This window comes from Xanthobacter wiegelii (assembly GCF_043193855.2).
Lineage (GTDB): Bacteria > Pseudomonadota > Alphaproteobacteria > Rhizobiales > Xanthobacteraceae > Xanthobacter > Xanthobacter flavus_A.
Window position 1 is genome coordinate 4,351,171 of the sequence record NZ_CM195529.1, and the last position, 14,372, is coordinate 4,365,542.

The window sequence follows — 14,372 nt, forward strand, 5'->3', positions numbered from 1 at the left end:
CTAGGCCGCCGCATGGAACTGGAGCTGGGCCAGGCGGGCGTACAGACCGCCCTTCGCGACCAGTTCGGCATGGGTGCCCTCGTCCACGATCCGCCCGGCTTCCATCACCAGAATGCGGTCCGCCGACAGCACCGTTGCGAGGCGATGGGCGATGACCAGGGTGGTCCGCCCTTCCATGGACCGTTCGAGCGCCGTCTGCACCAGCGTTTCACTCTCCGCATCGAGCGCGCTCGTGGCTTCGTCGAGCAGGAGGATGGGCGCACCGCGCAGGATGGCGCGGGCGATGACGATGCGCTGTCGCTGGCCGCCGGACAGCGTGACGCCGCGTTCGCCCACCATGGTGTCCCACCCGTGCGGCATGCCGGCGACAAATTCGTCCACCAGCGCCGCGCGGCCGGCCGCTTCGACCTCGGCATCGGTGGCGTCTGGCCGTCCCAGGCGGATGTTGGCGCGCACGCTGTCGGCAAAGATCGCCACCTCCTGCGGCACCAGCGCCATCTGCCGCCGCACAGCGACGGGATCTGCATCACGGATATCGATGCCGTCGAGGAGGATGCGGCCGGCCTGCGGATCATAGAACCGCTCCAGCAGCTGGAACACCGTGCTCTTGCCGGCCCCGGACGGGCCGACCAGAGCCACCCGCTCGCCGGGCCTGATGGTGAACGAGACCGCGGCCAGCGCCGCATGGTCCCGCCGCGTCGGATAGGAGAAGGACACCTCGTCGAAGGCAATGGCGCCGCTGACCCGCGCCGGCAGCGTCACCGGGTTCGCAGGGGCGCGCACCTGCGGCTCCACCTTGAGCAGTTCGCCGATACGCTCGGCGGCGCCGGCGGCGGCCGACATCTCGCCCCATGTCTCGGACAGGTTGCCGAGGGAGGCGGCGGCCAGCACCGCGTAAAGCACGAACTGGCTCAGCGCGCCGGACGTCATGGTCCCGGCCAGCACGGACTGCGCACCGGCCCACAGCACCGCCACGACTGATCCGAACACGAGGAAGATGGCGATGCCGGTCAGCCAGCCGCGGGCCTGCGTCGCTTGCCGGGCGGCATCGAAGGCATGGTCAACGGCGCCGTCGAACCGCTGCCGCGCCGCGCCCTCGGCGCTCGCCGCCTGCAGCGCGCGCATGCTGTTCAGCGCCTCTGCGGCATAGGCGGAGGCATCGGCGAGCGTATCCTGCGCCTGTCGGGTCAGCCGGCGCACCTTGCGCCCCGAGGCCATGAGCGGCAGCACGATGATCGGGATCGCCACCAGCACGAGGCCAGAGAGGCGCGGGCTGGTCACCACCATCATCGCCACGGAGCCGATGCACATCATGAGATTGCGCAGCGCCGTCGAGGCGGAAGCGCCGACCGCGGACTTGAGCTGCGTGGTGTCGGCGGTGAGGCGGGAGGTGAGTTCGCCCGAACGGGCCGAATCGTAGAAGGCGCCATCGAGCGTGACCAGGCGGGCGAATACCGCCGTGCGCAGATCCGACACGACCCGCTCGCCAAGGGTGGTGACCAGGTAGTAGCGGCAGGCCGAGGCGAGGGCGAGGACGGCGGCCACCGCCACCAGCACCCCGAAATACTGGTCCACGAGGCCGGCATGGTCTTCGGCAAATCCGAAATCGATCATCCGCCGCACCGCGACAGGCAGCGCCAGCGTGGCCAGCGCGGCGGCGAGCAGAGCGCAGACCGCAGCGGTCACCCGACCGCGATACCGCATCAGGTAGGGCGCAAGGCTCGCCAGCGGCTTCAGATCGCGCCTGCGCTTCTCAGCCTCGGCGCGGGTTTCGGGGCTGTCGACAGGGGCAGATGAGGTGTCGGCTTGTGTCAAGGCATCCACTCAGCTATAGACCCGCCACTTCCGTCAGGAACCGAAATTGACGCTGCCCTCCCTGGCGGGGCGGGCGTGGCGATAAAGGATTGAACCAATGAAGAGCGACATCCATCCCGATTACCACTTCATCAAGGTGGTGATGACGGACGGTTCCGAGTACACGACCCGGTCGACCTACGGCAAGGAGGGTGACACCCTCCAGCTCGATATCGATCCGCGCACCCATCCGGCGTGGACCGGCGGCAGCCAGCAGCTGATGGACCGCGGCGGCCGCGTGTCCCGCTTCAAGAACAAGTTCGGCGCGCTGCTCAAGGGCTGATGCCGGCGGGGCCTTCCGGCCCCCGCTTCCCCTGCGAGGCTGCGCGCCTCCGCCGCAGCGACGCAAGCGCACAACCGGCGCTCAGATGAGGGCCGGCGACCGTTCAGGGACTGACGAGTTCAAGCCGCGGGCGGACCTGCCGCCGTCGCGGCTTTTCGTTTTTGCGGGTCTCGGCCGCCTGCGCCGCAGCAAGGCGGGCTGCGACGCCCTCGGCCAATGCGGCAAGATCGAGGGCCGCGAGGCGAGCCACGGCCGTCAGGCGGGTCATCACATTTGCGGGAAGAGCCAGCTCCAGCGGCGCGGCGGCAGCGGCCAGCTCCGCCCGGGCGATGCAGCCATCGTCCATGCTCAGCAGCAGCACCAAGCCGGACGCGATGTCCGCATTGAGGCGCGAGAGGGTTTCGCGGTCGCCGACGGAAAGCGGGCAAGCGTTCAGCCGCTCTTGCGCGGCGGCAAGCCGCGCGAAGTCGCGCCCGATCTCGTCCCCCTTGTCCCGCGCCTGATCCACCGCTCGCTCCTTTGAAGGGACCGGCATGAAGCGCAGAGCCGGCGTCCCCGTAAAGAGGAACAACGCCGCAGAAACTGGGGATATCGGGGGCTGGCCAAAGAAGAGCCGCCTTGCGGCGGCTCGAAGTCCGACAGGGAGAGTTGCCAGAAGTCCGGGGAGGATCATTTCCAGCGGACAACATGACAATGCGCGCCGCTTATTAAGGTCGCCTTAACGCGAGGCCGCTAGCCGCCCGTCCGCCCACGAACGGGCCCGGGCGCAAGCGCCGCGCTACAACTTGAACGCTGCATCCGCCGCCGCACGGGACGCGCGCTTGGCCTGCAGCGCCGATTCCAACCGCGCGATCTCCGTCTTCAGCGCGGCGATGCGCGCCTCGATCTCGTCCACCGACAGGCGGGATATGTCCGCGCCGGTCAGGGGATCGATGGGCTTCGGCCTGATCTCCTCGTCCATTGGCTTTGCTCCTCCCCTTCCCTATTCTCCGGATCGACCGCCGCCTCAGGCGCGGCTCGTTTCCTGTCCGATCCTATTTTGCGCGCCGCGGCCGGGCTGGGAAGAGGCTCGCGCCGCCGCCCCTCCTCCCGGAGCGTTCCATGTCCAGCGCCGCCGCTTTGCCCGAAACCATGACCGCCATCACCGTCAGCACGCCCGGCGGCCCCGAGGTGCTGGTGCCCGGCCCCCGTCCCGTGCCCAAGCCGGCGCCGGGCGAGGTGCTGGTGAAGGTCGAGGCCGCCGGTATCAACCGGCCGGACGTCATGCAGCGCAAGGGTCTCTATCCGCCCCCGCCCGGCGCCTCCGACATCCCGGGGCTGGAGATCGCCGGCACCGTCGTGGCGCTGGGTGAAGGCGCCACCACCTACAAGATCGGCGACAAGGTGTGCGCCCTCGTCACCGGCGGCGGGTACGCGGAATATTGCCCGGCCAATGAGGCCACTACCCTGCCCGTGCCCGACGGTCTCTCCATGGCCGAGGCCGCGGCCATGCCCGAGACCGTCTTCACCGTGTGGAGCAACGTGTTCGACCGCGGCGGCCTGAAACCGGGAGAGACGCTGCTGGTGCATGGGGGAGCGAGCGGCATCGGCACGACGGCGATACAGCTGGCCAAGGCGTTCGGCGCCCGCGTCGTGGTCACCGCCGGCTCGGACGAGAAGTGCGCCGCCTGCGTCAATCTCGGCGCGGACCTCGCGGTGAACTACAAGACGCAGGATTTCGTCACCGAGGTGAAGAGCTTCACCGCCGGCAAGGGCGCCAATGTCATCCTCGACATGATCGGCGGACCTTATATCCAGAAGAATTACGAAGCGGCCGCGCAGGATGGCCGGATCGTTCAGATTGCCTTCCAGCAGGGTGCCAAGGCCGAGGTCGACTTCATGCGCCTGATGCTGAAGCGCCTCACCCATACCGGCTCAACCCTGCGATCGCGCCCGGTGGCAGAGAAGGCGGCCATCGCGGCAGCTATCGTCGCGCATGTGCTGCCGCTGATCGCCGCCGGAAAGTACCGTCCGGTGATGGACGAGACCTTCCCGCTGGCGGACGCTGCCGGCGCGCACGCCCGCATGGACGCGAGCGCGCACGTGGGCAAGATCGTGCTGGTGGTGGGCTAGTTTCGGACAAGGCGGGGGATTGCCCCGCCTCCGATTTCAGGAGCGCCAGTCGCGCGGCGGCACGCCGCCCGAGCGCTGGATAGCCTCGATGACCTCGCGCTGGCGGCGATCGGTGCGCTTCATGTGCACCGCGATCACCGCATGGGCGGAGGGCACCAGGAACATCAACGGGAAGATCAGGCCGAGCAGGATGCAGGGCACGATCATCACCAGATTGATGATGACCGAGACGGGCTGCCCGTTCACCAGCAGGCCGACGGGCGGCAGCAGAGCGGCGAGAATGTAGATCATGGTCTTCCCGGGCCCTCCTTTGAGGCCCATCGTCCATATGGTGTGCCCTGCCCGTGCTGCAAGGATCGGGGCCGGACCATGCGCCGAACGCCGGTTGATCGGTACGCCGCCTCCGCCTATTGCGAAGAAGGGGGAACGGCGAGGCCCGAATGGGCCGGCCCAAAGGTTAGCTCATGCAGCTCAAGGCGCTTCCGCCTCAGGTCCTTATCCCGCTCATCGTCGCCTGCGCGCTCTTCATGGAGCAGGTGGACTCGACGGTCATCGCTACCTCGCTACCCGCCATCGCCGCCGACCTCGGCGAGGACCCGGTATCGCTGAAGCTGGCGCTGACCTCCTACCTCCTCTCGCTGGCCGTTTTCATTCCCGCGAGCGGCTGGGCCGCGGACCGCTACGGCGCGCGCACGGTCTTCCGCTCGGCCATCGTCATTTTCACCATCGGCTCGATCCTGTGCGGCCTGTCCTCCTCGCTGGCGGACTTCGTGCTCTACCGCATCGTCCAGGGCATGGGCGGGGCCATGATGGTGCCGGTGGGGCGCCTCGTCATTCTGCGCTCGGTGCCGAAATCCGAGCTGGTCTCCTCGCTGGCCTGGCTCACCATTCCCGCGCTGCTCGGGCCGGTGTTCGGGCCGCCGCTGGGCGGATTCATCACCACCTATTTCGACTGGCGCCTCATCTTCTTCATCAATGTGCCGATCGGCGTGCTGGGCGTGTTCCTCGCCACGCGCTTCATCGAGAACGTGCGCGAAGAGGATGTGCCGCCCCTCGACCTCAAGGGCCTGATCCTGTCGGGTGTCGGGCTGGCCGGCCTCGTCTTCGGCTTCGCCGTGCTCGGGCAGGAGGTGCTGGTGCCGCAATGGGCGGCAATCACGATTGGCGCGACGGGGGCGTTCTTCCTGTTCCTCTACGTGCGCCACGCGCGGGTCACACCCCACGCGGTACTGGATCTCAGGCTGCTGCACCATGGCACGTTCCGCGCCGGCGTGGTGGGTGGCTCCCTGTTCCGGGTCGGCATCGGCGCCATGCCCTTCCTGCTGCCCCTGATGCTGCAGCTCTCCTTCGGCCTCTCGCCCTTCGCCTCCGGCCTCCTGACTTTCACCGCCTCTGCCGGGGCGATGGCCATGAAGTTCACCGCCGCCCGGCTGTTGCGGCGCATCGGCTACAAGCGGGTTCTCCTCGCCAACGTGTTCCTGTGCAGCGGCTTCATCGCGATCAATGCCGCTTTCACACCACTGACGCCGCACTGGCTCATCGCGTCACTGCTTCTGGTGGGCGGGTTCCTGCGCTCGCTGCAGTTCACGGCCCTCAACGCGCTTAGCTATGCCGACGTGGAACCGGCCGAAATGAGCCGCGCAACCTCGTTCGCCAGCGTAGCGCAGCAGGTGTCACTGTCCTTCGGCGTCGCCGTGGCGGGCCTGGTGCTGGAAACCATGCGCGCCTCGCGCGGCGAGGTGACGGTGACGCAGGGCGACTTCTCTGCCGCCTTCCTCGTGGTGGCGGCGGTGAGCGCGCTCAGCGTCTTCTTCTTCATCCCCCTGCCGAAGGATGCCGGCGCCTCGCTCACGGCCCGCAAGCCGGATCTGGACGACCCACGCAGCGAAGTGCCTCCGGACTAGGCTTCCGCCTCGTCCGGCTCTTGCGCCCCATCCTCGGCTTTGCCGCGGAAGCCGGTGGCGAGCACATAAAGCTCGGCCGAATCAGCGCGGCTGGCAGCCGGCTTGAGGTGGCGCACCAGTGCGAAATCCCGCTTGAGGTTGGCGAGCAGCGTGCCCTCCGTTCCGCCCTGGATCACCTTGGCGAGGAAGCCGCCGCCGGGCGCGAGCACCTGGCGAGCGAAGTCCGCCGCCAGTTCCACCAGGCCGACGATGCGCAAATGGTCGGTCTTCTTGTGGCCGGTGGCGTTGGCCGCCATGTCGGACATCACGAAGTCCGCCTGCCCGCCCAGCATCTCCATCAGCCGCGCGGGTGCATCGGGGGCGAGGAAGTCCATCTGGGCGAAGGCGACGCCGGGAATAGGGTCCATCTCAAGGAGGTCGATCGCGACGATCTTGCCCTGCCCCTGCTCTAGGCCGATCTTCTGCGCCGCCACCTGGCTCCAGCCGCCCGGCGCCGCGCCGAGATCGACGATGCGCATGCCGCGCTTCAGAAGCTTCGCCTTCTCGTCGATCTCGATGAGCTTGAACGCGGCGCGCGAGCGCCAGCCCTCGCGCTTGGCGCGCGCCACATAGGGATCGTTCAGCTGACGCTGAAGCCATTTCTGCTGCGAGGTGGTGCGGCCGCGCGAGGTCTTCACGCGCACTTTCAAGGGCCGGCCGTCCGGCCCGCGGGGGGGTGTGGTCACGCTGGGCGGCTTCCGTTCGGCGGGTTCGCTTGGAAGCCGTCGGCCGAGCGGCCGTTCCGCCACACGCCGTCCGCCCGCATCATCTGCACCAGCATCCCCTCTCTCAGCCCGCGATCGGCCACCCTAAGCCGGTCGGCGGGAAACACGCGGCGCACCGCTTCCATGATGGCGCAGCCGGCGAGCACGAGATCGGCCCGCTGGGCGCCGATGCAGGGATTGGCGACACGCTCCTCGAAGCTCATGGTCATCAGCCGGTCCACCACCTGCTCGATGTGGCTGGCGCCCAGCCAAGCCCCGTCCACACGCGCCCGATCATAGCGATCGAGCCCGAGATGGATGCCGGCCACGGTCGTCACCGTACCCGACGTGCCCAGGAGATGCAGCCGGGCGGGGGCGCGCACACCCCAGCTCTGGCGCACGCCGTCGAGCATGGCGCAAACTTCGTCGACCATGGTGTGGAACACGTCCGGCGACACCTTCACGCCGCCGTGGCGCTCCGAGAGGGAAACGACGCCGACGGGCAGCGAAACCCAGGAGCGGATGCGGGCGCGCGGCGGGCCGTCGTCGCCCGCCGAACGGCGGCCGAGCCAGACCACTTCGGTGGAACCGCCGCCGATGTCGAACAGCACAGCGCCCTCGCAGGAGGGATCCACCAGCGGCGCGCAGCCTGTGGCGGCAAGCCCCGCCTCGGTGCGGCGGTCCACCACCTCCAGCGTCAGCCCGGTCCGGGCTTCCACCTGGGCGCAGAAATCCTCGCCGTTGACGGCGGAGCGGCAGGCTTCGGTGGCCACCATGCGGGCACGGGTGACGCCGCGCAGGTCCATCTTGGCGGCGCAGATTTCAAGCGCCCCGAGGGCCCGCTCCATGGCGCCGTCGCACAGACGGCCGGTCGCGCCGAGCCCTTCGCCGAGGCGGACGATGCGCGAGAAGGCGTCCACCACGCGGAAGCTGCGGGCGGTCGGCCGGGCGACCAGAAGGCGGCAATTGTTGGTGCCGAGGTCAATGGCGGCATAGATGCCCTGCGGGCTCGGCACCCGCGATTCTGTCGGGCGATCGTGGGACGGGGCGGGAGTGGCGCAGGGGCGGACGGCAGTAGGCTGGTCCTTTGGACCATCACCCGTTCCCGCACGCAGGGGAGAAACCGTTGCCTCGGCAAGGTTTCCGCTGCGGGAAGACTGCTCCGGACCCCCGGCGGGCCCGTGCGTCTCGTCCCTCATGTCCTGTCCCTCGCCGCAAGGCGGTCCCGTGCGCTCAGGCCAGCCGCAAAGGTCCGCGGCCGGCTGCGCCTTGCGGCCAGTGTAACAGCGTGCCGCCGCTGCGCAATGCCGCGGCGTGCCCTGTTCGTAATCAGGCTGAGATAAGGGTTACTCGGCGGCGGCGCGGCCCTTGAGGTCGAGGGTCAGGCCGGCGGCGAGGGCATCAGTGCGGAAAGCCTTCACCGCATCCAGGGACAGTTCGGCGGCGGTGCGCGAGCCAAGGGCCGGGAGCTTCTTCAGCACATCGGCGGGGGCGGTGATGATGTGGCAGCCCATCTCATCCGCCTCGATCACGTTCCACACCTCGCGGGTGGAGGCCCAGATGACCTCGACGTTCGGGGTTGCGCGGGAGAGCTCGACCGCGCGGGAAATGGCGGGCTTGTAATCGATGCCCAGATCGGCCAGCCGACCGGCGAAAACCGAGATAATTGAAGGCGCTCCGCCGGCCAGGGCCTTCACGCCCTCGTCCACCTGGGGGACGTCGAAGATGGCGGTGAGGTTCACCTTCACGCCGTCCTGCACGAGGTCGCGCACCAGATCGTACAAGGGTTCGCCACGGGTGGTGGAGACCGGGAGCTTCACATGGACATGCTCGCCCCAGGTGGCGATGACGCGGGCCTGGGCGCGGATTTCGGGGATGTCGTCGGAGAAGACCTCGAACGAGATATGCCGGTCGGGCACCGCCGCCACGAGATCCTTTGCGTAGGATTCATAATCGGTTACGCCGGCCTTGCGGAGCAAAGAGGGGTTGGTGGTGAAGCCGGCGATGTGGGGCTGCTTCGCCATTTCCACGATCTGCGCCTTGTCGGCGCCGTCGGTGAACAGCTTCACCTTCAGGTCGCTCAGCTTCACGGACATCTCTTCGGCTCCCTTGACGATTTCGGCCATCCTATAGGCCGTTTGCGGCGAATTGGACACAGCCCGAATCGAGAATTCGAACCGGGTGTCAGCCGAGGTTTCCGGGTGGGATATCGATGGCGTTAAGAGCCTGTTCACCATGTGTCGAACAGAGCCGGGGCCGGCAACTTCCGGGAAAGAACCGCCGCGGCATCCTTCGTCCGGAGGCAGGGGCAAAAGCGCACGGCCTGCGCACTGCAATACCTCCACACTCCGAAGGTCAGGGCATCGAGGGACGGGCATGGTCTCGACGGACATGGTGGAGCGGATGGCGCAGGCGATGCACGCCTATTCGCAGCAGCGCTACCCCCTGCTGGAGCCGTGGGACGAGCTCTCCCCCGAGCGGCGGGCCTACCAGCGCCAGCTCGCCGCCCATGCCCTCCAGGCCCTCACCCCCCACGACGTGATCGAGATCACCTCCCGCGCCGCGCCGGCCATCGTGGCCGTGCCGCTGGAGCCGGCGCCCTGGGCGCTGGCGGAGCTGCAGGAAGCCGCCATCTCCGACAACGGCACCGCCATGGACGCCCGGCGGCGCTACCGCTCCTTCCTCGCGACCGCCTCCCTGCCGCTGGCCACCCGCCATGCCGAAGGCGCTGTCTGAGGCCGCCACCCGGCTCCCCCTTCCCCTGTCCCCTCATCGTCCGTGCGAAGCGGGAGATGACGCGTGAGAGGCGGCCGCGCAGCGCCGCGGCCATGCCCTCTCCCGCACGGGGCATACCCTCGTACGAGCCCGCCAAACCCTCAGCCTAGCCCGCCACCCCCTCGTAGAATGGAGGGCCGGCGACCCCGCAGCCATGCTGCATCCGTCGCCCTCGCACCTCTCTCGCGGGAAGGGCGACGGCACAGGCGCGACCTTCCGCGCCCAGCGGCTGTCGGAGCGCGCGATGGGCATGGCCCGGACCAATCCTGTTGATCCTCCTGACCCCGCGTCCGACCGGGATCGGGAGCGCCTGCCATGAGCACCCGCTCCCGCCCCCTCCGCCTCGCCCTCGCCTGCGGCCTCGCGGCAGCGCTCGTCGGCGGCGCCTACGCCGTCACCCGGCATGAGGGCCAGCCGGCGCCCCCGTCCGCCTCCGCGCCCGTGCCGGTGGTGACGGCTGCGGCCGAGCGGGGGGACGTGCCGGTGGACCTCACCGGCATCGGCACGGTCACGCCGTTCAACACCGTGACCATCCGCTCGCGGGTGGACGGGGCGTTGCAGCAGGTGCTGTTCCACGAAGGGCAGGACATCGCGAAGGGCGCGCCCATCGCGGTGATCGACCCGCGCACCTATGAGGCGGCGCTGGAACAGGCCGAGGCGCGCCTCCAGCAGGATCAGGCGGCGCTCGCCAACACCCAGCTGATCTTCCAGCGCGACGCCAAGCTCGGCCGCGATGCCTTCGTCAGCCAGCAGACGGTGGACAACGAGCACAGCGCCGTGGCGCAGCTTGAGGCGCAGGTCGCCCAGGACAGGGCGGCCATCGACACCGCCCGCACGGAGCTTTCCTACACGCAGATCACCGCCCCCATCGACGGGCGCGCCGGGCTCCGGCTGGTGGATGAGGGCAACATCGTCCATGCGGCGGACCCGACCGGCCTGGTCGTGCTGAACCAGATCCATCCCATCGCGGTCATCTCCACCCTGCCCCAGTCGGATGTCGCGACCATCCGGGCGGCCCTTGCCGCCGGCCCCGTGGCGGCGCGGGCGGTCTCGCGCGAGGACGGGACGGTGCTCGACACCGGCTCGGTGGAGATCATCGACAACGAGATCGATCCGAAGAGCGGGACGCTGCGGGTCAAATCCACCTTCGCCAATCGGGAGGACCGGCTCTGGCCGGGGCAGTTCGTCGATGTGCGGCTGCGCGTCACCACGCTCACGGGCGTCGTCACGGTCCCCGCCGACGCCGTGCAGCGTGGGCCGGACGGCCCCTTCGTCTACACGGTGGGCGCGGACGGACGGGTCGCGGCCACTCCCGTCACGCCTGGCCAGATCGCGGAGGGCATCGCCGTCATCAAGGCGGGCATCGCCGAAGGGCAGGAGGTGGTGGTACAGGGCCAGTATCGCCTGGCTCCCGGCGTGACGGTGCGCGGCCGGGCGCAGGGGGGCTGAGCGCCATGGCCAACGCCGAGCCCCGTGCCGCCTCCCCGTCCGCCGCGACGACCTCCCTCTCCGCCTGGTTCATCCGCAATCCCATCGGCACATCACTGCTGATGGCGGGGTTGGTGGCGCTCGGCGCGATCTGCTTTCCGCTGCTGCCGGTGGCGCCCCTGCCGGATGTGGATTTTCCCACCCTTCAGGTCTCCACCGCGTTGCCCGGCGCCAGCCCCGAGATCATCGCCTCGTCGGTCACGCAGCCGCTGGAGCGCCAGTTCGGGGAGATTCCCGGCCTCGCGCAGATGACCTCCATCTCGACGCTGGGGAATTCCGCCATCACGCTCCAGTTCAATCTGGGCGTGGACATCAACGGCGCCGCGCTGGACGTGCAGACCGCCATCAACGCCGCCGGCGGGCAATTGCCGGCCGACCTGCCGGCCCCGCCCACCTACAGGAAGGTGAACCCGGCCGATCCGCCCATCATCGTCCTCGCGCTCTCATCGGACACGCTGCCCATCATTCAGGTGGATGATTTCGCCGAGACCGTGCTGGAGCAGCACCTGAGCCAGATCAACGGCGTGGGGCAGGTGAACGTGGTGGGCCAGCAGAAGCCCTCCGTGCGCATTCAGGTGGACCCGGCAAAGGTCGCCAACCTCGGCCTCTCGCTGGAGGACATCCGGCAGGCCATCGTCGCCACCACGCTCAACGGCCCCAAGGGCACGGTGCAGGGCAAGGCGCGCACCTTCACCCTCTATGACAACGACCAGCTCACCGCCGCCGGCCCGTGGCTGGATGCCATCCTCGCCTGGCGCGACGGCGCGCCGGTGCGGGTGCGCGACATCGGCACGGCGGTGGACGCCGCCGAGAACACGCAGCTCGCGGCCTGGGCCAACGGCAGGCGCGCCATTCTCCTGCCCGTCTACAAGCTGCCGGGCGCCAACGTCATCTCCACGGCCGACGCGATCAAGGCCAGTCTCCCGGCGCTGATGGCCACCGCCCCCGCCGGCATCCATCTGGAGATTCTCTCCGACCGGACGGTCACCATCCGCGCCTCGGTGGACGATGTGGAGAAGACGCTGGTCATCACCATCGTGCTGGTGGTGGCGGTGATCTTCGTCTTCCTGCGGACCATGTGGGCGACCATCATCCCCGCCGTCGCCGTGCCGCTCGCCATCGTCGGCACCTTCGCGGCGATGTACGCGCTCGGCTACAGCCTCGACAACCTCTCGCTCATGGGGCTCTCCATCGCGGTCGGCTTCGTGGTGGACGATGCCATCGTCATGCTGGAGAACATCGAGCGGCATGTGGACATGGGCAAATCGCCCGTTCAGGCGGCCCTCGACGGCTCGGCGGAGATCGGCTTCACCATCCTCTCCATCAGCCTGTCGCTGGTGGCGGTGTTCATCCCGCTGCTGCTGATGGGCGGCATCGTCGGCGGGCTGTTCCGCGAGTTCGCGGTGACGGTGACCATCACAATCGCCGTCTCGGCCCTCGTCTCGCTGACGCTGACCCCCATGATGTGCGCCCTTTTCCTGCGCCCCAAGGGCGCGCCACAGACCCACGGGCGGCTCTATCTCGTGTCCGAGCGGGCCTTTGACGCCCTGCTTGCCGGCTATCGCCGCACGCTGGACCTCGCGCTCGACCATGCCCGCGTGACGCTCTGCATCTTTCTGGCGGCGGTCGTGGCCACCGGCGTGCTGTTCTACGCCATTCCGAAGGGCTTCTTCCCGCAGCAGGACACCGGCCTCATCATCGGCATTTCCGAGGCCGCGCAGGACGTGTCGTTCGCCGAGATGGCGCGGCGCCAGCTCGCCCTCGCGCAGATCGTCTCGGCCGATCCGGATGTCGCCTCGGTGGGCATGGGGGTGGGCGCGGGTGCCGGACAGTCGGTGAACAACGGGCGCATGTTCATCACCCTGAAGCCACGCGCCGAGCGCACCGCCTCCGCCTTCCAGATCGTCGACCGGCTGCAGGCGAAGCTCGCCGGTGTCGAGGGCGCGGCGCTGTTTCTCCAGGCGGCGCAGGATCTCAACGTGGGCGGGCGGCTGTCGCGCACGCAGTTCCAGTACACCCTTCAGGATGGCGACATCGGCGAGCTGAACACCTGGGCGCCGCGGCTGCTCGCGGCGATGAAGGGCCTGCCGCAGCTCACCGGCGTCGCCTCGGACCAGCAGACCGGGGGCGCCACCCTCACCCTCACCATCGACCGGGAGCAGGCCGAGCGGCTCGGCATCAGCCCCGCCGACATCGACGCCACGCTCTACGACGCCTTCGGTCAGCGGCAGGTGACGCAGTATTTCACCCAGCTCAACAGCTACCACGTCATCCTTGAGCTGCTGCCGGCCATGCAGGCCTCGCCCCATGCCCTCGACGCGCTTTATGTGAAATCGCCGCGAACGGGCGAGCAGGTCCCCCTCTCCGTGCTCGCCAGGTGGACCTCGCTGCCGACGAGCTTCCTCTCCATCAACCACCAGTCCCAATTCCCCTCGGTGACGCTCTCCTTCAACCTCGCGCCCGGCGTGGCGCTGGGGGATGCGGTGGCGGCCATCCACCGCGCGGAGCAGGGGCTCGGAACCCCGCCGACGCTGGCCGGCACCTTCCAGGGCAACGCGCAGGCCTTCCAGCAGTCGCTGGCGCGCGAGCCCTATCTCGTCGCGGCCGCGCTGGTGGTGATCTACATCATCCTCGGCGTGCTCTATGAGAGCTACGTCCATCCCCTCACCATCCTCTCGACGCTGCCTTCAGCGGGGCTCGGGGCGCTCGTCATGCTCTGGGCGTGCGGCTTCGACTTCTCCATCATCGCCCTCGTCGGCGTGATCCTGCTGATCGGCATCGTGAAGAAGAACGGCATCATGATCGTGGACTTCGCCATCGCCCGCGAGCGCGGGGCCGGCCTGTCGCCGCGCGAAGCCATCCGCGAGGCCTGCCTGCTGCGGTTCCGGCCGATCCTGATGACCACCTGCGCCGCGCTGCTCGCCGGCGTGCCGCTGATGCTCGGCCACGGCACCGGCTCCGAGCTGCGCCAGCCGCTGGGCTACGCCATCGTCGGCGGGCTCCTCGTCAGCCAGGTGCTGACGCTCTACACGACGCCCGTCATCTACCTCGTCCTCGACCGCCTGCGGGCGGGACGGGCGCGCCGGCCGGCCGGAGGTACATACCCATAGGTCGGCGCATCAGCCGATGGTTCAGGCGGGGGACATGGATGGAGAATGTCCGCCTCCGCCACCGCGTGGAATGCTTCTCCCAGTCATCGCGGCGCTGCGGCGC

The 14,372-nt window shown here is 69.0% G+C and carries 13 protein-coding genes; 6 read left to right on the forward strand and 7 right to left on the reverse strand.

Translation table 11 applies throughout. From position 1 onward, the window contains the following. The gene (locus V5F63_RS20360) at window positions 1-1,824 is read right to left on the reverse strand and encodes an ABC transporter transmembrane domain-containing protein (RefSeq protein ID WP_209485132.1); all 1,824 of its coding nucleotides are present in this window, start codon (window positions 1,822-1,824) and stop codon (window positions 1-3) included. Between the two features lie 88 nt (window positions 1,825-1,912). Between V5F63_RS20360 and rpmE the strand changes: the two genes are divergently transcribed. Next, on the forward strand, window positions 1,913-2,137 hold the full coding sequence (gene rpmE, locus V5F63_RS20365) for a 50S ribosomal protein L31 (RefSeq protein ID WP_024277552.1): 225 nt from the start codon (window positions 1,913-1,915) through the stop codon (window positions 2,135-2,137). A 103-nt stretch (window positions 2,138-2,240) separates the two neighbouring features. Here the strand turns inward: rpmE and V5F63_RS20370 are convergent, their stop codons facing one another. Together V5F63_RS20370 and V5F63_RS20375 are read right to left on the reverse strand one after the other, a co-directional pair. After that, window positions 2,241-2,645 (reverse strand): hypothetical protein, encoded by a 405-nt coding sequence (locus V5F63_RS20370; RefSeq protein ID WP_209485135.1) that lies wholly within the window; start codon window positions 2,643-2,645, stop codon window positions 2,241-2,243. A 270-nt stretch (window positions 2,646-2,915) separates the two neighbouring features. Beyond that, window positions 2,916-3,098, reverse strand: a complete 183-nt coding sequence (locus tag V5F63_RS20375; RefSeq protein WP_209485136.1) for a DUF1192 domain-containing protein — start codon at window positions 3,096-3,098, stop codon at window positions 2,916-2,918. Window positions 3,099-3,238: 140 nt separating this feature from the next. Between V5F63_RS20375 and V5F63_RS20380 the strand changes: the two genes are divergently transcribed. Beyond that, a complete protein-coding gene (locus V5F63_RS20380) occupies window positions 3,239-4,249 on the forward strand; it encodes an NAD(P)H-quinone oxidoreductase (RefSeq protein ID WP_209485138.1) in 1,011 nt (336 codons plus the stop codon). A gap of 36 nt (window positions 4,250-4,285) precedes the next feature. Here the strand turns inward: V5F63_RS20380 and V5F63_RS20385 are convergent, their stop codons facing one another. Next, on the reverse strand, window positions 4,286-4,540 hold the full coding sequence (locus tag V5F63_RS20385; protein WP_394102722.1) for a hypothetical protein: 255 nt from the start codon (window positions 4,538-4,540) through the stop codon (window positions 4,286-4,288). Window positions 4,541-4,713: 173 nt separating this feature from the next. Here V5F63_RS20385 and V5F63_RS20390 point away from each other — a divergent pair, with 173 nt between their 5' ends. Further along, window positions 4,714-6,153: an MFS transporter gene (locus tag V5F63_RS20390; RefSeq protein WP_394102721.1), complete on the forward strand. Its 1,440-nt coding sequence runs from the start codon at window positions 4,714-4,716 to the stop codon at window positions 6,151-6,153. On the opposite strand, the gene V5F63_RS20395 is transcribed toward V5F63_RS20390, so the two are convergent. The 3 genes from V5F63_RS20395 to V5F63_RS20405 all read right to left on the reverse strand — a co-directional run bounded on the left by V5F63_RS20395 (window position 6,150) and on the right by V5F63_RS20405 (window position 8,992). Next, window positions 6,150-6,878, reverse strand: coding sequence for an RlmE family RNA methyltransferase (locus V5F63_RS20395; protein ID WP_209485144.1), 729 nt, complete (start codon window positions 6,876-6,878; stop codon window positions 6,150-6,152). The genes V5F63_RS20390 and V5F63_RS20395 overlap by 4 nt on opposite strands. Further along, entirely contained in the window at window positions 6,875-8,095 is a 1,221-nt protein-coding gene (locus V5F63_RS20400) for a Ppx/GppA phosphatase family protein (protein ID WP_394102720.1), read from the reverse strand. The genes V5F63_RS20395 and V5F63_RS20400 overlap by 4 nt, the downstream gene beginning before the upstream one ends. Before the next feature lie 147 nt (window positions 8,096-8,242). Continuing rightward, the gene (locus V5F63_RS20405) at window positions 8,243-8,992 is read right to left on the reverse strand and encodes a transaldolase family protein (protein ID WP_394027719.1); all 750 of its coding nucleotides are present in this window, start codon (window positions 8,990-8,992) and stop codon (window positions 8,243-8,245) included. 280 nt (window positions 8,993-9,272) lie between these two features. Between V5F63_RS20405 and V5F63_RS20410 the strand changes: the two genes are divergently transcribed. The 3 genes from V5F63_RS20410 to V5F63_RS20420 all read left to right on the forward strand — a co-directional run bounded on the left by V5F63_RS20410 (window position 9,273) and on the right by V5F63_RS20420 (window position 14,269). After that, window positions 9,273-9,632 carry a hypothetical protein gene (locus V5F63_RS20410; RefSeq protein WP_209485148.1) on the forward strand — a complete coding sequence of 120 codons (360 nt, stop codon included), beginning with the start codon at window positions 9,273-9,275 and terminating at the stop codon, window positions 9,630-9,632. A gap of 354 nt (window positions 9,633-9,986) precedes the next feature. Continuing rightward, complete coding sequence (locus tag V5F63_RS20415; protein WP_394102719.1) at window positions 9,987-11,120, forward strand: efflux RND transporter periplasmic adaptor subunit; 1,134 nt, start codon at window positions 9,987-9,989, stop codon at window positions 11,118-11,120. A gap of 5 nt (window positions 11,121-11,125) precedes the next feature. Further along, a complete protein-coding gene (locus V5F63_RS20420; protein ID WP_394102718.1) occupies window positions 11,126-14,269 on the forward strand; it encodes an efflux RND transporter permease subunit in 3,144 nt (1,047 codons plus the stop codon). The last annotated feature ends 103 nt before the right edge of the window (window positions 14,270-14,372 follow it).